This window comes from Psychroserpens sp. (assembly GCF_047633235.1).
Lineage (GTDB): Bacteria > Bacteroidota > Bacteroidia > Flavobacteriales > Flavobacteriaceae > Psychroserpens.
The window spans coordinates 1-19405 of sequence record NZ_JBLIET010000030.1; the positions used below are offsets into that span (position 1 = coordinate 1).

Sequence of the window (19405 nt, forward strand, 5' to 3'; positions counted from 1 at the left end):
CAAGAACGTAAAGCCAATCTCTAATGTTTTTTCCATCTCCGTAAATTGGAATTTGTTCCCCATTTATTGCTTTTCTAATTATGGTAGGAATTAACTTTTCATCGTGCTGTTTTGGGCCATAATTATTTGAACAATTAGTAGTTACGACATTCATTCCGTAAGTATGAAAGTAACTTCTCACAATAAAATCTGATGATGCTTTTGAAGCACTGTATGGGCTGTTAGGCGCATATGGTGTTTGCTCTGTAAATAGCCCTGTTTCTCCTAATGTACCATAAACTTCGTCTGTCGATATATGATGAAACCTTCTGTGTTCAGAACCTTTTTTAAATGTGTGTGGTCCATCCATCCAATGATTTTTTGCAACATCTAAAAGATTAAAAGTTCCAAAAACATTAGTTTGAATAAACTCATCAGGTTTCTCGATAGAATTATCAACATGTGATTCTGCAGCAAAATGTATTACCGCATCAAAATCATGTTCTTTAAATAAACTTGTAATTAAACTTCTATCGCATATATCTCCTTTTACAAACTTGTAATTATGAGACGTGACTTTCTTTAAATTAGATAGATCCCCTGCGTAAGTGAGCTTATCTAAATTTACAAACTTAGAATTAGGGTTTTGTGCTAAAATATAAGGTATAAAATTTGATCCAATAAAACCAGCTCCGCCTGTTATAAGAATATTTTTCATTACACTTTTCTTTTCCTTTCAAAAGCAATTAAATATTTATTAAAGTTAATGAGTAAAATAAGCAAAACACCAAGTGCAAGAGAACCAATAACAAACCATTTTAAATTCTTTTGTTTTACTTTAATTCCTATCTTTTGAAAGCCAGAAATATTATTAATAATATTAGTTTTAACTGTTCTTTCTTTATTAATATCTTCTAACATACGGTTGTATGTTCTTTCTAATTCAAATAAATTCAACTCGTTTGTGGCTCTTTTGTTCTCTGTTGCTAAATAAAAATTAGTTCCTGAACCATTCTCTTTAGAGTTATTTGAGCTTGTTTCGCTTAACATTATCTTTTTGTAATCATTTCTGAGACTATCTACTTTATTTAATGCACTGGTTATAAACCTCTCTTTATTTGCTAGATTTTCAATTTCAGTTTTTTGAAGGTTCTTTGTGAAATCTGATAGTGGTATATTTAAGAACATATGTTCGATTTTTTTATAAACACCTCTTTCTTTTGCATTTAACGTGATATAAAATTGGCTGAAATCTGTTAATTCTAAATTAGATTCATATTCCTCAAAATTTAAACTTTTCAAAGTCATTGTGTCTGCCTCTTTAACAAAATCATTAAAACTTTTTAATTTTGTATTGCGATTTAAATTCGCTGTGATACTAATACTGTTAATACTGTTAGCTTCAGACTCACTAATGTTAAAGATTTCAGCAAGACTAGTAGAGTCTTTACTTATCACTAATTGATTATAAAGCCTAATGGACTCAATTAGTTGATTCGATGATCGGAAATTTGGCTCAACAATCATAGTAGAGGTATAAAAGCTTTCTTCAAAATAGTCGGCAATGGAACCTGCAATAAACCCTATAGTTCCTGCGATAACTAATTTTTTAAAATTCCTCTTAATAAAAAGAGACAAAAAAATTAAGCCCTCAAATAGATATCTAAATAATTTAAATATTTGATAAAATAACGATTTAATAACGTCTCCTAAAAGTTTAAATATTATAGTTATATCAATTTCTTTAGAGTTGCTATTATCAGGTAAATTTTGACTCATAATTTTATATTATTTATTAAATATCTGTTGTAATATTATTCTTGTTATCAAATAGGTAGGTTTAACTCCAGAAGTTCCTAAACCACCAGAGGCTAATGTGCTTCCCGTTTCTAATGGGTTATCACTAGCATAATAAGCGTAGCGTACCTTTACATTAGGGTTTATACTCCCTCTGACCTTGGATGCCGCTTGTATTGCTTTTTGATAATGCGCTCCTTCCATTTCTAGTCCAATCACATTCCAAGTAGAGTTATAAAAGAACTTTAGTATTTCTTTATTTTGAAGTGATGTTCCTAAAACACTAATCATAGAACCTTCGAAAACCTTAACCCCTTGTCCTTCTAAATCTGCCTTACTAAGCTCGTTCTTAAAAGGATAGTTGTCTGCAGTACCTTCAAAAATATGAGCAGAAGGAATCATAATATCTCCTTTACCCCCTTCTAAAATTCCCGCTTTACCCATAATAGAAACAGATTCTATATTTAAAAGCACCTTTTCATCACCATCATTATAAGGCTTTAAAAGCTCATCCATCGTTTCGTAGGCTTGCTCTCCAAAAGCGTAATCCATAACAAAAATTACAGGCTTTTCATCATCTTCAAACGTGCTTCCAACCTTGATATCTGTTTTAGAAAAATCAATTTGAGCGGTATCAAAAATCTGCACATCTATATTAGTGCCCGAAGTATCCTCAATATATGTCATACCACATTGCAACGCTTCTCTGGTGATTTTATTACGTAAATTCTCATTTTCTTTTTTACCTATGGTTTCATAAATATCAAAAATGTCTTTTTTTACAGCCATGGTTTTTAAAGCAATAGGCGCAAAAATAGAATTCATAACACTATGCATATTGGCACTAATCACATGTATTGGTCGTCCTAAAAGCTTCTTCTTTTTAAGAACCTCCTTAATGTTGTCTGCCCAAATTTCACCATGTAAATGATGCCCTAGACGCTCCCTTAAAACCGGACTAAAAGTTACTGTTCGTTTATTATTATTTACCACCTCTTCAATAGCAAGCTTCCCTAACCAATACACAATATGAAGCAATCGCTCTGGTTGCGCTTTATTAGTGAATTTTAAATGAGCATTAGTAAGCTCTTCAAATGTTCTACCTAAAATATTTGCAGTGTGAGTAATCGCTATTTCACGCTCCTGTTGTGTTAATTTATTTTTTGAAAGTACCGCCTTTTCTAGTTTAATCCAATCTCTAGTGGTTGACCCTTTCTCATCTATTAAAACCCGCTTACTTATCTTGTGAGACTCAATAAATAAAAAGGTAAGGTGCGTTAAAATATCATAAATTTCTGAGCGCCCGCGAGTGATTTCAATATTCATCTGCTCTTCATCTATACGATAACAGTTACGACGTCTTTTTGGTGGAATTATAGGCTTAAAATGGGAATTACCATAGCCTTCATCACTGGTCAAGTTAATAAATGTACATTCCTCAATACCTTCTGGTAATCGATCAATAACATATAATAAACCCTCTAGCTCTGCTTTTTCTTCGGAAATAGAACCATAAATTTCTGGTCGTAATAACAATAAAGACTCTCTAAGAGTCTCACCAGAAACACCCATTGGTTTATAAAAACCACGATTAAACAAATGTCGCATCGTAACATACATTCTCTCAATGGCATTTGAACTTTCTTGAGCTCTCGTTCTTTCGTGAATTTTTCTTTTGTTCATTCGTTGTCGTTTGCGGACAAATATAGTATTATTTCAACAATTTTTGAGCAGATAAAGAATCTGCTATTTTTCGATCATTTGATAATCTTGGTATCTTATTTTGTCCACCTAATTTACCTATAGATTTCATGTAATCTTGAAACCCCTTGTTCTTTACCGTTGAAATTTTTAATGGTTGTAGTACATTTCCGAAGATCAAATCATGGTAGTAACTATTCTGTTTTTGCATAGAAGCATCAATTTTTTTTGCCAACTCCAAAATATCTTTAGGAGGGTTTTCAAACTCAATAAACCACTCATGAAATGGTAATCCAGAATCTGGATTAATCTGCGGAGCAACTGTAAACTCTGAAACACGAACCTCTAAACCCTGGGTTGCATCTTGCAAGGCTTGCTCGACTTCTTTACCAATCACATGTTCGCCAAATGCAGAAATAAAATGTTTGATTCTTCCTGAAACTATTACCCTATACGGCTTTGTACACGTAAACGCAATAGTATCTCCAATATTATAAGCCCAAAGTCCAGCATTGGTAGAAATAATCATGACGTAATTAACACCAATTTTTACTTCGGAAATCGTGAGACGTTTTGGATTGTCATCAAAAAAATGATTGGCTTCAACAAACTCATAAAACATTCCTGAGTTTAATTGTAAAAGCATCCCTTTTTCATTCTGTTGATCTTGAAACGCAAAAAACCCTTCACTTGCAGGATACAACTCAATACTGTCTACTTGTCGTCCAATAAGGTTTTCAAATTTTGCTCGATAGGGTTCGTAATTAACACCTCCAAAAATGAAAAGATTAAAGTTTTTAAACACTTCACCAACTTTTTTCCCTGTCTTGATATTGATTTTCTCAAAATACATCTGAACCCACGATGGGATTCCTGAAATAACCGTCATATCCTCTGGAAGCGTTTCCTCTACAATAGCCTCTACTTTGGTTTCCCAATCATCAATACAATTAGTTTCCCATGACGGCAATCTGTTTTTCTGAAGGTATTTAGGAACATAATGCGCTACAATTCCCGAGAGTCTACCCAATTGTACTCCGTTTTTTTCTTCAAGAGTTGGATTCCCTTGTAGGAAAATCATTTTGCCATCTACAAATTGGCTGTTTCCTGTTTCAGCAATATACATTAAGATCGCATTCCTAGCAGCTTTAACGTGTGTTGGCATACTCTCTTTTGTTAACGGGATGTATTTTGCTCCAGAAGTTGTACCAGATGTTTTTGCGAAATACAATGGCTTCCCTTTCCATAAAATATCTGCTTCTCCTGCAACAACCCTATCAACGTAAGGTTTTAAGTCTTCATAATCTCGTATTGGAACACGCTCAATAAAATCGTGATGTGTTTTTATCGATTTAAAATCGTGGTCTCTACCAAACTGCGTATTCGACGCTTCATCAATTAAGGTTTTAAAAACCTTATACTGAGTTTCAATAGGCTTGCTAGACCATCTTAATATAGATTTTCTTACATATTTGGCAAAGAGTTTTGCTAGTAAAGGCTTAAAAAATCCCATTAGTTAAAGTCTATAAAATTTGTTGGATTTACGGGATAACCTCTGCTCCAAAGTTCAAAATGTAAATGAGGCCCTGTTGTCAATTCTCCTGCATTTCCTGCTATGGCTATAACTTCTCCCGATTTTACTAAATCACCTTGCTCTTTGGTTATTGCGGCATTATGTTTATAGACAGAAATGAGTTCATAACTATGCTCAATAATCACAACATAACCAGTATCTGCTGTCCACTCTGCAAAAATAACAGTACCATCTGCAGTTGCTTTTACAGGAGTGTTTTTGGCTACAACGATGTCTACTGCAAAATGCTTTTCTTTAATATTATAACCTTCCGAAATAGTTCCATTTACGGGCGGGAACAAGACAAAATTTGTAGCCGATATTGAAGATTCAAATACATTATACTTATCTTCTTTATCGACTAACTCTCTTAACAAAGAATCTTCTTTGGTTGGTTTCAAATCTAAACCTCTAGAGTCTATGTTTGCTGCATCTATAATGGAGTCTCTATTAAATTCAACAGACGCCACATCTCCTGTCAACACTTTCTTAATTGAAGTATAATATTGCTTATTAAGGTTGATAACCTGCAATAAAGAATCTGTTTTATAATTTAAAACGGTAGCTTGTTTTTTTAAAGCGGTAGAAGAATAACCAGGTATATATTCTTTTAACGACGTGAAAGCAATTAGAAAAATAGTACCTGCAATAAGTAATATAGTTCCCAAAGATAAAATAACAAAAACGTTTAGACGTGTCAATTTTATGGCAAAACGCTCCTCAAAAGTGTCTTCATTAAGAACTACCAAACGGTACTTATGAAGTAACTTTTTTTTAAATTTTTTTTCTATCTCTTTTTTTGCCATTATTACACAAAATTAATTAAAATAAGTCCAATTGTAACCCGCCTTGGTTAAAGTTTACTTATTAACGTTTAATTTGAAGTATAATTATTAAATTTGCAGTTCAAAATACTTTATTATGATAACATCTAGCATATTTTTAGCTCCAGGAGCATGGCAAATAATTTTAATCGTTGTTGTGGTTTTATTAATGTTTGGAGGAAAGAAAATTCCAGAACTCATGAGAGGTCTAGGAAGTGGTATTAAAGAATTTAAAGATGCCAGCAAAGACGAAGACTCAACAACTACAACTTCAACTGAAAAAGAATAAATAATTATTCTTAAAACGTATAAAAAAGCAAAGCCAACGATGATCGTTGGCTTTGCTTTTTAGTTTAGTCTCCGTTTACTTAATAGCTATTGATTTTATAATAGATTCCAGTTCGAAAACATAATCTCGTTTTGAAATTGACGGTGCAAATACATAACCTTCTACTATGATGTACCGATTATTAACTTTGTCTTCAATAGCATAGTTTAGAAAAGGTCCAGACATGAAGGCGTTTTTTAAATCCCATAACCCTCTCGTTTCAAAGGTTGGTTTATTATCAATAATAACATTACTAATAAAAGGTGTAAATGCTGGCTCTGTTGCCATATAGCTGTTCTCTAATGCACCTTCAATATGTATTTTACCAACACTATCTCTAACTCTAACGATATCTACTACGGCACTATCTCCTTTTCTAATAGATGATAATGGTATTTCATATACTAATAAATCAACATTTCCTGTTTCAATGTCTCTTCTAATCCAAAAGAAATCGCCTTCTGTTTTTGCAATTCTATACGCTGTAGGGAATTGTAAAGACACCCCTAATTTCTCTCTAATTTGAGAATCGTTAAATAAGGATTTACTCGTTCTACGTTGACGTTCTTTTAATTCTGTTTTTTTAAATGCATTTATTATTTTCACAGAGTTCGTTTTAATCTGTTCAATAATTTCAGCATTTGTTTGTCCAGAAATAACCACTAAAGTTTGTGGTCTTGCGTAAGCATCTCTAGCAATTTGGGTTGCTGCTTCTTTACCTTTTTCGATCTTTAAAACTGTTCTGTTATTTTTCGCAAAACCAGAGAATACTTCGGTAGGCATTTGGCTCATTGAGAACTGAGGTTCATCTTTAGATAATCCTTCAACAGACGCTGCAAGAATATCTCTTATAGCTTCACCAACACTGTTTTCCCATAGTAGATTGTCTGAAACTACAACCACACTATTTATATTGCCTGAAGATTGCGGCACTATACGCTGTGCGTTTTTATCATCACATCCAAGAAGCAACGTAGCAATTAATAAAATACCTAATATGTTCTTAATCATTTTTCTTGTTTATTGAGTTCTAATTAATTCGAAACGACTAAGGTCGTTCCTATTTTCAATTTGTTACCACTAATATCGTTCCATTCTTTAATATTTTGAACAGAAACTCCTGGAAATTTTTGAGAGATACTCCAAAGCGAATCTCCTTCTCTAACCTTATATGTAGATTTACCTTCGGTATTTATAACTTTTTTAGGTGTGCTTGACGCTACTTTCCCAGAAGACGTATTGGGTTTTCTTGGGTAAATAGTTAATCGTTGTCCGATTTTTAGATTGTTACCTCGCAAACCATTCCATTGTTTAATTTGGCTTACTCGTACACCAAATTTTCTAGCAATCTTACCCAGGTAATCTCCAGACCGCACACGATATCGTGTTTTGCTTTTTGCATCAAATAACTGCGGAAGTGGTTTTTCTCGCTTGTTCAATTCGGCCGTAACATAAGCATAAATCTCGATTTCATTAGTCACAAATCTACCAATAGCTTCTCGTGGTAATCGCAACGTATAATCTTCTCCTTTAATAAATGGAATGATGTCTAACTTGTACGACGGATTCAAGAACTGAAGTTCCTCAATAGGCACGTCAACAAATTCTGAAACTTGATCTAAAGAAATCATCTGTTTTACGTGAATCGTATCTGTCTCTACATGACGATAATTAGGTTTTTCAATTTTAAAACCATGCTCTTCAGCGAATTCAAAAATATACATTGTTGCTAAAAATGCTGGTAAATATCCTGCTGTTTCACGTGGTAGATGAGGCCTGATATTCCAATAGTTCTCATAACCACCAGAACGACGAATGGCTTTTGAAACATTTCCTGGACCTGAGTTATAAGCTGCTAACGCCAAATCCCAATCCCCAAAAATTTTATATAAACGCGCTAAATACTGACTCGCTGCTACCGTAGATTTTACGGGATCGCTACGTTCGTCGACATAACTGCTCACGTTGAGTCCATACTCTTTCCCTGTACCAAACATAAACTGCCATAATCCTGTTGCACCAACTCTAGATTTTGCTTTTGGTTTTAAAGCAGATTCTACAATTGCTAAATATTTAACCTCTAACGGAATATCATAATTATCCAATGACTCTTCAAACAAGGGAAAATAGTAATGACTCAAAGACATTAATCGTGACATAGAATTACGTCGATGTTTCAAGTATGATTTTATAACGCTCTCTAATGAAGGATTGTATTCAACATTAAAAGGTGTTCTTGCATTGAGCCGTTTTAATCTCGCTTTTAAAGTGTCTGTTGTTAATTCAGGATAATCAACAGGATCGTATTTAAGAGTCGTGACCGATTCATAAATACTATCAAACAGTACATTACTGTATAATTCTTCTAACCATTTTTCGTCAATTTCGGCAGCGTGAGGATGGTCTAGAAGTTCACGGTTTTGAATAGAATCTAGTTCTGGCTGGATATTCAGGCCCTTTTTAAAAAAGTTTTTGCCCTCTATAATAGTATCAATCACGTAGGTTTCTCCGGCAACAAAGTCAACTTTTGTGAGTCGTTTTATTTCTTTTTTCTTCGGAATGGAATCCTGTCCAAAAGAGACGAAAACACATACTAAGCAGCCAATAGTTAGGGTAATAAGCTTGTGGTTCATTGGTTTTATCTTTATGAATCGCTTACTATATCTGGATACAGCCTAACGACAAGTCAGCTAAAATGAGATTTTTTTAGCTAAAATGAAAGTTTAATACCATTTCTTGTTTAAAATTATTACAAAATAAAATGAAGTTTTTTTGCTTCAAACAAAATATATAAATTAAGCATAGCCGTATTTCTCGTTTCTTTTCTATGGAAGTAGAAAGAGAAAAAAGGGTGTAACTTCATGAATTAATAGTGTTTGTAAGAAGACTCGTATTGACCTTTGAATTCAAAAAAAGTATGTCATCGATCTGCCTATTCTAAAATAGCCGCTATTCCTGGCAAAGTTTTACCTTCTAAGCTTTCTAGCATGGCACCTCCACCTGTACTTACGTAGCTTACTTTCTTTTCAAAACCAAACTGTTTCACAGCTGCGACCGAATCTCCACCTCCTACGAGTGAAAATGCTCCATTTTTAGTTGCTTCTGCTACAGCATTTCCTAAAGCGATAGTTCCTCCCGAGAAATTTTCCATTTCAAAAACACCTAGTGGACCATTCCATAAAATGGTTTTGCATTGCACCACAACGTTATGAAAAATATCATTAGTTTTTGGACCACAGTCGAGGCCTTGCCAACCGTCCGGTATCGCGTTTACATCAACAATTTTAGTTTCGGCATCATTAGAGAAATCATTGGCAGCAATCACATCTACCGGTAAATGAATTTGAACATTTTTGGCTTTAGCTTGTTTTAAGATGTCGAGTGCTAATTCCATTTTGTCATCTTCACAAATAGAATCTCCAACACGTCCACCTTGCGCTTTTATAAACGTGTACGTCATACCACCTCCAATAATAAGGTGATCTACTTTATCTAAAATATTTTCTATAATCGTAATTTTTGAAGATACTTTTGCTCCTCCAAGTACCGCTAAAACTGGTTTTTCTCCTGTCTCCATGACTTTACGGATACTCTCAATTTCTTGAGCTAGCAAATTTCCGAAGCATTTATGATCTGGGAAAAATTGAGCAATAATTGTTGTAGAAGCATGCGCTCTGTGTGCAGTTCCAAAGGCATCATTCACATAAATATCACCAAGTTTTGATAACTGCTCTGCAAAACCCTTATCTCCTGCGGTTTCTTCTTTATGAAAACGCAAATTTTCTAGTAACAGTATTTCTCCTGGCTGCAAGTTCGCAGCAGCTTCTTCAGCTTCTAGACCAACACAGTTATCAGTAAATTTAACTTCTACTCCTAAAACATCTTCAATGGTACTCACAATATGCTTCAAAGAATACTGGTCTTCAACACCTTTTGGGCGCCCTAAATGAGACATCAATATGCAACTACCACCATCTTCTAAAATGTTAATAATAGTGGGCTTTGCAGACAGAATACGCGTCGCATCTGTAACTTCACAATTCTCATTTAATGGCACATTAAAATCTACACGGATCAGTGCTTTTTTACTTTCGAAATTGAAATCATTTAGAGTCTTCATGTCTTGTCTTTTAAAAAATTGAAACACAAATGTAACCAATAAAACCAACTGACAAAAGGTGTTTATTAACGAAAACGTTTGCATAGATTAGATATCTAAAGATTTAAATAAAAAAGTATATTTGCGCTATGCTATTTTCTGAAATTTTAGGACAAGAACATATCAAAAATCACCTGACTAAAAGTGCTGATTTTGGACGCGTACCTCATGCACAATTGTTTGCGGGCCCAGAAGGCTCTGGAACTTTACCCATGGCCATTGCCTATGCGCAATATTTGTTATGCAAAAACACAGAAGGAGAGAATTCTAATGGCAATGAAAGCTGTAATTTAAAGTTCAAAAACATATCACATCCTGATCTTCATTTTGTGTTTCCTGTGGCAACCACTGATAAGATAAAAAAGCACCCTTTGTCCAAAAATTTTATGGAAGAGTGGCGTCAACTTGTTGACAAACAACCTTATGGAAACTTATTTGATTGGTATAGAATCTTAGGAATTGATAATAAGCAAGGTCAAATAGGTGTTGATGAAGCACTAGACATCGTCAAATCCTTATCATTAAAATCGTATGAAGGTGGTTATAAAGTGATGTTGATTTGGATGGCAGAAAAACTAAATACCGCTGCAGCCAATAAACTTTTAAAACTCATTGAAGAACCACCAAATAAAACGGTTTTTATCCTCATAGCAGAAGACGAAGAACAAATAATAAATACGATTAGATCGCGTTGCCAAGTGTTACACTTTCCGCCTTTAGCAGAAGGTGTTATTAATAAAGCATTGCTAAAAAATTATCAAATACCAGAACCTGACGCAATTAAAATTGCACATCAATCTAATGGAAATTATAATAAAGCCTGTGATTTGGTCTATAGCGATAGCGAAGACACGCAGTTTGAAGACTGGTTTGTGTTCTGGATTCGCTCTGCTTTTAAAGCTAAAGGGAATAAGAGTGCTATTCACGATTTAATCTCCTGGAGTGAAACGATTGCTAAAACCGGTCGTGAAACGCAAAAACAGTTTTTGAATTTTTGTTTGGATTTCTTCCGTCAAGCGCTACTTTTAAATTATAAAGCAGATTCTTTAGTTTTTATAGAGCCAAAGTCGTCGTTTAAACTCGAAAAATTTGCTCCTTTTGTTCACGGTAATAATATTATGGAAATTTCCGAAGAACTTCAAGACGCTATTTATCATATAGAACGCAACGGGAATTCCAAAATCATACTCACAGATTTATCAATAAAACTCACCAGGTTATTGCATAAAAAAGCCGACTAAAATAAGTCGGCTAGTATTTAATTTACTACTGATAAACTTCGCGGTTCCCCTCGAGATGCCAGTGTCACTACTTTTATTTTATGGAGAGTTCTATTCCTCTTTTTTATAAGAATCGTTAAGTCCTTTTAGGATAGCATCAGAAATATCATTTACCTCTTCACCATACATAACAGTAGTTGTCACGTCGCTAGTTCCAAAAATAAAGCTATATCCGTTTTTCTTACCGTAATCCTGAACAAATGTTTTCATCGTGGTCATTACTGAATCCATCTCTATTGAGAAGGCTTGTTGTAATTGTTGCTGCTCAAATTGCATTTGCTGCTGCAGCACTTGGCTCTTTTGATTAAATGCCTGACCCTGCTCTTGTTGTTTTTCCTTCGACATCGATCCTGCTGCAACTTGAAATTGTTGGTATTCAAACTGAAAGGCCTTACCAATACTATCTGAACGTTTATTAAAACGATCCTCTCTAACCTTGAACTTCTCTTCTATCTCAATTTTTTCTTGATAATCATTAATGACGTCTGTTCTATTAACAAATGCCATTTTCTTTTGCTCTTGGCAAGATGCTAAAACAAGCACTATTGAAAGTGCTGCTACTATTTTTTTCATTTTTTAGATTTTAGTTGTTTTCTGCAAATGTATGAAAGTGTGTGCTATTTGCTAAAAAACTAACTATTAAAATTATTAATAGCTATTCTATTATGCATTTTTAAAACCTATTCCTAATAAGTGATTTAGACGAGGCTCGCGTTTTAAAACTTTAGAAGCCAATACAAATGCTTATACCCCAAAGAGAACGTGTCTTAAAACGCTTAAAAACGCATTTAACTCTTTTTAATGGTGTAAATCATAGACGAATACTCTGTGGATTGTTTTGCTTTCCAATTAGAGGTCCATCCTATCCAAAAGGCTTTGAATAGATTCATAGACCCATTTTTATATTTTTCTGAAAGTAACGACACATAATACGCATCAAAAATCATTGGTGTTGTTTTCTCAACGTCCATACTTTTTGTCGCAACCAATTTAGAAATTGATGTCTGCGAAAAGTGCCATAGATGTCTAGGCACATCAAAAGCTGCCCAAAAATTTTTGTAATAATTTGCATCGAAACTTTTGTAATTAGGTACAGCAATTATTAATCTGCCATTGGGTTTTAACAGGGATTCAAAAGTGGCTATTTGAGTTTTTAAGTTGGGTAAATGCTCCAACACGTGCCAAAGCGTAATGACATCAAAACTTTGTGTTTCAAATTTTAATAACTGCTCAATATCAAAAACAGAATTATTGGTTTTCTCGTTAGCAATTATTCTTGCATTTGCATTTGGCTCAATTCCAGAAACCGTCCAATGATTATCTTTCGCAACTTTTAAAAAATCACCTGTTCCACAACCAACATCAAGGAGTTTTTTTTCTTTGGAATTAAAAGAGTTAATGAGTTTTAATTTTCGTTTGAGTGCAATTGACTTTATAAAATGATATGCTTTTTCAAACGTATTACGTTTCGCATCTGTATGAGAAATGTAATCCTCACTCTCATAATAATCACCTAACTTATCCTCTGATGGCTGCGGAAAAGTTTCTAATAAATCCATTTGTTGATTATAAACTAACTGAAATTCTTCTCCTGAAACGGAGTGGTCTTTAACGTTTAAGTATGATTTATTGTCAGTTGAGTTTATCACAAACAGAAGATTTATTTTGTATTATTTAATCTATGTTCCACGTGAAACATCTCATTCGTATAAAAGCAGGAGTCCCGTTTTTTATACGGCATCTTTTAGCTTAAGCAAAACCTGTCTACCAAAATTATTGCGATTAACAACTCAATTCATCGCAACTAGCGTCCCAAATAAACCAACAACACAGAGACATCTGCTGGTGACACTCCGCTAATTCTTGACGCCTGTGAAATAGTTACTGGTTGAATTTTAGTTAACTTTTGAATCGCCTCGGTACTCATAGATTTCAATTTCGTATAATCAAAACTAGATGGGATTTTCACATCCTCTAACCTGGTTAACTTATCTGCATTATTTTTTTCTTTTTCAATATAACCAGAATATTTAATCTGTACCTCTGCCTGCTCGATAACCTCTCTATCTAAATCATGCTTCTGAATATATTGCTCCACAACATCAAAACGTCGCATATCGTCAGATGTAATATTTGGTCGTGAATACAACTTAAACATCTTATCTGATTGTTTCACCAATGCTGAATTTTTAGATTCTAAAACAGGATTGGCATCCTCAGGCTTCACACTTGTATCTCTAAAAAAGTTCACAAAATTATCAGACTCTGATTGCTTCTTTTCCATTCTTCTTAAACGCGTTTCACTAGCCAATCCTAAATCATAACCTTTGGGTGTTAATCTAAAGTCTGCATTATCCTGACGTAATAACGTTCTGTATTCTGCACGTGATGTAAACATTCTATACGGCTCATCAGTTCCTTTTGTGATAAGGTCATCTACCAAAACACCTATATATGCCTCATTACGTTTTAATATAAACGCTTCTTTTTCCTGCACTTGTAAAGCGGCGTTAATTCCTGCCATTAAACCTTGAGAAGCGGCCTCTTCATAACCTGTAGTTCCATTAATTTGACCAGCAAAAAACAACCCGTCAACTAATTTAGTTTCTAAAGTATGCTTTAATTGTGTTGGTGGGAAATAATCATACTCAATAGCATATCCAGGTCTAAAGAACTTCACCTTTTCAAAACCAACTACAGATCGCAGCGCTTTAAACTGAACATCTTCAGGCAATGATGTAGAGAACCCATTTACATAGACTTCTACAGTATTCCAACCTTCGGGCTCTACAAACATTTGATGCCTGTCTTTATCGGCAAATCTATTTATTTTGTCTTCTATTGACGGACAATACCTAGGTCCTGTACTTTGTATTCTGCCGTTAAACATTGGTGAACGATCAAAACCTTCACGCAATAAGTCATGAACCTCAGGGCTCGTATATGTCATATGACAAGAACGCTGTTCCTTTAAAGGTTTTATAGATTCTAAATACGAAAATTTTTCGGGCTGTGCATCTCCGGGTTGTTCCACCATTTTAGAATAATCCAAAGATCTTCCGTCTACTCTTGGCGGTGTTCCCGTTTTCATTCTACCAGACTCAAACCCTAAAGTGATAAGTTGTTCTGTAATTCCTGTTGCCGCTCTTTCTCCTGCTCTACCCCCTCCAAAATTTTTATTTCCTATATGGATAAGGCCATTGAGAAATGTCCCATTTGTTAAAACTACCGTCTTTGCTTTTATTTCTAAGCCCAACGCCGTTTTAACGCCAACCACTTTATGATTCTCTACAATTAATGTAGACACCATATCTTGATAAAAATCTAAGTTTTTCGTTTGCTCAAGCAACAATCGCCAATCTTCAGCAAAGCGCATTCTGTCACTTTGAACTCTTGGGCTCCACATTGCAGGGCCTTTAGATTTATTCAGCATCTTAAACTGAATAGCAGAAGAATCACTTACGATACCGCTATATCCTCCAAGCGCATCAATCTCTCTTACGATCTGACCTTTCGCTATTCCACCCATTGCAGGATTACAAGACATTTGGGCAATGTTTTGTAAATTCATGGTAATAAGTAATGTTTTACTTCCCATATTGGCAGCAGATGCAGCAGCTTCACTTCCTGCATGACCTCCTCCAACAACTATGACATCATAAACTTCGTTGAACATAATTTTATCTATTGTTCCACGTGGAACATTCACACTCCCGCGAAGGCAGGAATCTCTTTATTTAAACTCTTTTCATTGCTAGGATCTGGCACAAACCTGCGTGCTTTTCTACAATGAGATTCCTGCCTTCGCAAGAATCCAGTCTGCAAATATACATTGAAATACTAAACTAATAATTGAGAATACTTAAGTAGTGGTTTTCCTTTTCTCTCATGAGCTTCGCATCATCATCGGTTTTATCCTTAAATCCGCAATAATGTAGAATGCCATGAATCATGACACGCTTCAATTCATCCAACACGTCTACCTTATAATCTTTAGCGTTATCAGCAACTCTTTCAATAGAAATATAAATGTCTCCATGTAGCTCTTTTCCGACGGAATAATCAAAACTAATAATATCAGTTAAGGTATCATGATCTAAGAATTCAACATTCAATTTATGCAAATAGTCATCATCACAAAAAATGTAATTAATGTCTCCCTCTTTTAGGTTTTCGCTTAAAATTGCATTAGATATCCATTGTGAAACTTTCGTCTCTTCGTCTAATCTAAACTCTGTTTCGTAGTTAAAACTAATCATTCACTTTCTTAAAATATTCTTGAACCTTCTTTTTATAAACTTGTTGCAAAGGTAATGCTTGACGATTTAAAATTTCAGTAGTATTAAAATATTCTTTGGCCTTTGGAATTTGGCTAGGAACGCTGTTATCATAAGCCTTATTATTTGTTTCAGATTTACGTTTATTATCTTGTCCCTGCATGAACGTCGCGTTTTCCAGCTTTAAAAGCTGGTGTTGTAACTCCATCATTTTTTGAAGCGTTTGATTTGTAAATCCCTTGTTAATTAGATCTAACTCGACCTCTTCCATATCTTTTAATAATTTTTGACCAAGACCTCCTTTAACACCGTCTTTTTCTAAACGCCTTTCTAAAGCCTGACGTAATTGTTGTTGTCTTTGATAAATCTCAAACAACTCACCGTTTTGTATTTCACTATCGCCTTCACCTTCGCCTTCTTTACCTTCTCCCTCACCTTTTTTATCGCCTTCTTTACCACTCTTACCATCCTTTCCTCCTTTAGGCTTTCCATCTTCACCTTCTTTTTCACCTTCTTTACCTTCTCCACTTTTACCGTCATCACCTTCTTTGGGTTTTTTTCCTTCTTCACCCTTCTTCATACCGTCTTCCATTTTTTTGTTAAGCTCCTCTTGACTCATAATAATATCTGGAAGTTGTTCTCCTTGTCCTTGCCCTTGACCCATAGACGGGTTCATCTCTTGATTCATATTATCAAGTACATCGCTCAAAAAACTTGCTAACTCATTGGTCGCTGTAATGGTATACTGCTGTGAAGAAACACCTTGATATAATTGATTTTCAGACAATTCGACTAATGTTTTATCAATGTTAAAAAAGACATCTGTGATTTGTGAATTCACCTGCTCTGAAATAGCAGGCTGTCTTAATGATAATGCAAATAAACTATCATCAATATGCTCAAAATGCTCTCGTAAGTCATTTTGTTTGCGTAAAAACTTACCGTATTCATTATGATTGACTTCAATCTTTTTAAAATCGTTCATCAAATACTCTTGATCAAAAGAGAATAAAACTAAATTATCTAAAATTTGACGCAATACATCGATATCCTCTTGCATTTGTTCTCCACCACCCATTGACATGGCTTGAGCCATCTGTTGCGTCATTTCTTTCATTTTCTTGGCGGCTTGTTTTTGTTTCTTTTTAGCTTTTTGTTGCGGACCTTGCGGACTTTCCTTTGGCTCTTGTTCCTCCTGCTTTTCCTGAGACTCACCCTCTTCTTGTTTATCTTCCTCCTTTTGCTCCTCTAGAGCCTCAGTCGCTTCCTTTTGATCCTGCTTTATAGACTCCTCCGTTGGTTTGTCCTGAGGTAAGTCCATTGGTTTTTTAAGTTCCTTATTTTCCTTATCGAGAGCTTCCATTTGTTTCTGGAAATCCTTAAACTTCTCATTGAGTTTCTCTTGCTCCTCTTTCGTGTTTTTTTCTTTATTTTCTTCGGAAAGCTGCTCCTGTTCTTCAGCCAATTTCTCTAAGTCCTTCATCAACTTCTCAGCCTTCTTTGCGACATAAAAACGCTTGGTCAATTCTAGAAGCTGCTTTAAACTTTTCTCCTTGTTTTTATTCTGCTTTGCTAACTCTTCTAATTTTTGGGTAAACTCTTCCTTATTAATTTTATCCTTCATCTTCTCCAACTCGTCCAAAAGTTTTTCATCCTTTTTGAGTTGTTCTTCATTTTCTTCTAAACGCTTTTGTAAATCTTCTTTGAATTGGTCTTTCTCTTTATCGTCATTTTGAAACTCTTCAATATTCTCCTTCAATTTTTTATTGAAGTTTTTCATTAATTGCTCCTGTTCTTTCTGACGTTTTATAAAGTTCTCAAATTTCTTTTTATCATTAAAATTAAGCTCTTCCTTTTCTTTTTGGGTTTTAGAAATCTCTTTAAGCTCCTTGTCTTGTTCTTCTAGCTTATCAAACGTTTTACTTATGTCTTTAATGGTTTCGTTTTGTTCCTCTAATTGCTTTTGTTCCTCTTCATCTTTAGTTAACTTTCTATAACTAAACACCGAACTTTTTGAGCTTTTATACTTATGAAGCACATCATTATCAAACACTTGAAAATAGAGCTCGTAATCAATACCCTCTTCAAGATTTAACTGATTAGGAAACGCACTTACAAACTCATCAAAATTAGATTTTGAAACGTTCATCACTTCGTAAGACTTGTCTTGTGGGTTTTTACTTGGATAATACACCATTTGTAATTTTTTCAAACCGTAATCATCACTGACTTGACCTAAAAAATAAAGTGATTGGTTGTCTAAAGAATCGATTTCCATCTTTACATTCATCTCAGGATAATTATCCTTAATAACATTGATTGAAAATGCTAAATTCTCGTAATCCTTTAATGCTGCGTTACTCGTACTAATACTATAATCCGTATTAGAATACATACGTTTTGATGCTTCAAATTTTCCTTCGGAAATGGGTTTAAAGGCAATCGTGTCTTTAGAATAAAACACCACCTCATCTGTAGATTTAGTAGTCACCTTCCAGGTCACGTTGGTCCCTTCTGGAATTGTAGAATTCCCTGTACTCTTCAATACTTCATCTGTCTTCTCGGTGTATTCAGGATAGTCCAATACCATATCAAAATTAACCAAAGTTGGTACCTTTATAATATCTAAAGTATACTTCTTAGATACAACATCATTAGCAGATAAACTGAAAGCCACCGTTTCTTTAGGTTGTGAAAACACATACTCAAATTGTCCTGGAGCAGTTTGCTGCATAAAAAACGATTGCTCGTTAAAATGGATTTGTGCGTTCTCCGGAATGATATCACCAGCAGTATTTACTCTGACTTTGAAATCCTTATTCTCTATCGCTTTCAAATTCTCATTAACTACAAAAAACTGAAAAGGTGCAGGTGGCTCATAAGCAGTACTGTAATTCACAACGCGTTCGTAACTATCGCTAAACCAATTAATCTTTCCGGTTATTAAAGACAGTACTAAAATAACTATTGGGATCGCAGCGTACTTTAAATATTTAGTGTTTTTACTGAAGTTTACTGCCAATTTGAACGGGATCGGGCTTAATTCTAATGACTTCTGCTCAATACTGGCTTCTAAAAGTTCAGATTGCGAACTGTTTTGATTAAGTTGAAGGACATTCAACAACTTATCATTCACTTCAGGGAAATGATTCCCTATAATTTGAGAGGCGTCTTCGTAATCAATTCCTTTTTGGAGTTTAAACAATTTCGCTATTGGGAATACGATCAACTTAGCAAATAAGGCTAATTCGACCGCAATAAATACCCAAAACAAAATGGTTCTTGCTGTTGGACTCAGCCATAAAAAATATTCAACAAGTAACGTGCCTATGAGGTACAGTAACCCAATAGAGAAAAATAAAATCACGCCTTTCAGCAATTCGTTCGTGTAATAACGTTTGATAAATTGCTCTAATTTGCCTTGAATATTTTTAAAATTTCCTGTCATACCCTTAAATAACTCACTAATATAGAATTTATTTTTATG

Annotated in this window: 15 protein-coding genes; 2 read left to right on the plus strand and 13 right to left on the minus strand. The window is 34.4% G+C overall.

What is annotated here, in order from left to right; translation table 11 throughout:
* The 5 genes from ACJAZK_RS10450 to ACJAZK_RS10470 all read right to left on the minus strand — a co-directional run.
* Positions 1-697: dTDP-glucose 4,6-dehydratase (locus ACJAZK_RS10450; protein WP_415223906.1), on the minus strand; the 697-nt coding region annotated here is incomplete at its 3' end.
* A complete protein-coding gene (locus ACJAZK_RS10455; protein WP_415223907.1) occupies positions 697-1758 on the minus strand; it encodes a hypothetical protein in 1062 nt (353 codons plus the stop codon). The genes ACJAZK_RS10450 and ACJAZK_RS10455, both read right to left, overlap by 1 nt.
* A 9-nt stretch (positions 1759-1767) precedes the next feature.
* On the minus strand, positions 1768-3459 hold the full coding sequence (locus ACJAZK_RS10460; protein WP_415223908.1) for a DUF6909 family protein: 1692 nt from the start codon (positions 3457-3459) through the stop codon (positions 1768-1770).
* Positions 3460-3487: 28 nt separating this feature from the next.
* Positions 3488-4990, minus strand: coding sequence for a GH3 auxin-responsive promoter family protein (locus ACJAZK_RS10465; protein WP_415223909.1), 1503 nt, complete (start codon positions 4988-4990; stop codon positions 3488-3490).
* Positions 4990-5856 (minus strand): M23 family metallopeptidase, encoded by an 867-nt coding sequence (locus ACJAZK_RS10470; protein WP_415223910.1) that lies wholly within the window; start codon positions 5854-5856, stop codon positions 4990-4992. The genes ACJAZK_RS10465 and ACJAZK_RS10470 overlap by 1 nt, the downstream gene beginning before the upstream one ends.
* A 115-nt stretch (positions 5857-5971) precedes the next feature.
* Between ACJAZK_RS10470 and tatA the strand changes: the two genes are divergently transcribed.
* Positions 5972-6163, plus strand: a complete 192-nt coding sequence (tatA, locus tag ACJAZK_RS10475) for a twin-arginine translocase TatA/TatE family subunit (RefSeq protein ID WP_415223911.1) — start codon at positions 5972-5974, stop codon at positions 6161-6163.
* A 75-nt stretch (positions 6164-6238) separates the two neighbouring features.
* On the opposite strand, the gene ACJAZK_RS10480 is transcribed toward tatA, so the two are convergent.
* The 3 genes from ACJAZK_RS10480 to ACJAZK_RS10490 all read right to left on the minus strand — a co-directional run bounded on the left by ACJAZK_RS10480 (position 6239) and on the right by ACJAZK_RS10490 (position 10322).
* A complete protein-coding gene (locus tag ACJAZK_RS10480; protein WP_415223912.1) occupies positions 6239-7213 on the minus strand; it encodes a DUF4837 family protein in 975 nt (324 codons plus the stop codon).
* A gap of 23 nt (positions 7214-7236) precedes the next feature.
* Positions 7237-8835 carry a LysM peptidoglycan-binding domain-containing protein gene (locus tag ACJAZK_RS10485; RefSeq protein ID WP_415223913.1) on the minus strand — a complete coding sequence of 533 codons (1599 nt, stop codon included), beginning with the start codon at positions 8833-8835 and terminating at the stop codon, positions 7237-7239.
* Positions 8836-9134: 299 nt separating this feature from the next.
* Complete coding sequence (locus ACJAZK_RS10490; protein ID WP_415223914.1) at positions 9135-10322, minus strand: phosphoglycerate kinase; 1188 nt, start codon at positions 10320-10322, stop codon at positions 9135-9137.
* Positions 10323-10450: 128 nt separating this feature from the next.
* On the opposite strand from ACJAZK_RS10490, the gene ACJAZK_RS10495 reads away from it, so the two are divergent.
* Positions 10451-11602: an ATP-binding protein gene (locus tag ACJAZK_RS10495; RefSeq protein WP_415223915.1), complete on the plus strand. Its 1152-nt coding sequence runs from the start codon at positions 10451-10453 to the stop codon at positions 11600-11602.
* Positions 11603-11692: 90 nt separating this feature from the next.
* Here ACJAZK_RS10495 and ACJAZK_RS10500 read toward each other — a convergent pair whose 3' ends face one another.
* From ACJAZK_RS10500 to ACJAZK_RS10520, 5 genes are all read right to left on the minus strand, one after another.
* Positions 11693-12214, minus strand: coding sequence for an OmpH family outer membrane protein (locus tag ACJAZK_RS10500; protein ID WP_415223916.1), 522 nt, complete (start codon positions 12212-12214; stop codon positions 11693-11695).
* 215 nt (positions 12215-12429) lie between these two features.
* Positions 12430-13287, minus strand: coding sequence for a class I SAM-dependent methyltransferase (locus ACJAZK_RS10505; protein WP_415223934.1), 858 nt, complete (start codon positions 13285-13287; stop codon positions 12430-12432).
* A gap of 158 nt (positions 13288-13445) precedes the next feature.
* Positions 13446-15317 (minus strand): tRNA uridine-5-carboxymethylaminomethyl(34) synthesis enzyme MnmG, encoded by a 1872-nt coding sequence (gene mnmG, locus ACJAZK_RS10510; protein WP_415223917.1) that lies wholly within the window; start codon positions 15315-15317, stop codon positions 13446-13448.
* A 169-nt stretch (positions 15318-15486) separates the two neighbouring features.
* The gene (gene ybeY / locus ACJAZK_RS10515) at positions 15487-15900 is read right to left on the minus strand and encodes an rRNA maturation RNase YbeY (protein ID WP_415223918.1); all 414 of its coding nucleotides are present in this window, start codon (positions 15898-15900) and stop codon (positions 15487-15489) included.
* Positions 15893-19366 carry a DUF4175 family protein gene (locus ACJAZK_RS10520; RefSeq protein ID WP_415223919.1) on the minus strand — a complete coding sequence of 1158 codons (3474 nt, stop codon included), beginning with the start codon at positions 19364-19366 and terminating at the stop codon, positions 15893-15895. Before ACJAZK_RS10520 ends, ybeY begins: the two co-directional genes overlap by 8 nt.
* Between the last annotated feature and the right edge of the window lie 39 nt (positions 19367-19405).

Excerpts from the sequence above, each read along its gene's own strand:
- ACJAZK_RS10465 (WP_415223909.1), bottom strand. The coding sequence starts at position 4,990 with ATGGGATTTTTTAAGCCTTTACTAGCAAAACTCTTTGCCAAATATGTA.
- ACJAZK_RS10520 (WP_415223919.1), bottom strand. The coding sequence starts at position 19,366 with ATGACAGGAAATTTTAAAAATATTCAAGGCAAATTAGAGCAATTTATC.
- ACJAZK_RS10490 (WP_415223914.1), bottom strand. The coding sequence starts at position 10,322 with ATGAAGACTCTAAATGATTTCAATTTCGAAAGTAAAAAAGCACTGATC.
- ACJAZK_RS10470 (WP_415223910.1), bottom strand. The coding sequence starts at position 5,856 with ATGGCAAAAAAAGAGATAGAAAAAAAATTTAAAAAAAAGTTACTTCAT.
- ACJAZK_RS10495 (WP_415223915.1), top strand. The coding sequence starts at position 10,451 with ATGCTATTTTCTGAAATTTTAGGACAAGAACATATCAAAAATCACCTG.
- mnmG (WP_415223917.1), bottom strand. The coding sequence starts at position 15,317 with ATGTTCAACGAAGTTTATGATGTCATAGTTGTTGGAGGAGGTCATGCA.
- ACJAZK_RS10480 (WP_415223912.1), bottom strand. The coding sequence starts at position 7,213 with ATGATTAAGAACATATTAGGTATTTTATTAATTGCTACGTTGCTTCTT.
- ACJAZK_RS10500 (WP_415223916.1), bottom strand. The coding sequence starts at position 12,214 with ATGAAAAAAATAGTAGCAGCACTTTCAATAGTGCTTGTTTTAGCATCT.
- ybeY (WP_415223918.1), bottom strand. The coding sequence starts at position 15,900 with ATGATTAGTTTTAACTACGAAACAGAGTTTAGATTAGACGAAGAGACG.
- ACJAZK_RS10460 (WP_415223908.1), bottom strand. The coding sequence starts at position 3,459 with ATGAACAAAAGAAAAATTCACGAAAGAACGAGAGCTCAAGAAAGTTCA.
- ACJAZK_RS10455 (WP_415223907.1), bottom strand. The coding sequence starts at position 1,758 with ATGAGTCAAAATTTACCTGATAATAGCAACTCTAAAGAAATTGATATA.
- tatA (WP_415223911.1), top strand. The coding sequence starts at position 5,972 with ATGATAACATCTAGCATATTTTTAGCTCCAGGAGCATGGCAAATAATT.
- ACJAZK_RS10485 (WP_415223913.1), bottom strand. The coding sequence starts at position 8,835 with ATGAACCACAAGCTTATTACCCTAACTATTGGCTGCTTAGTATGTGTT.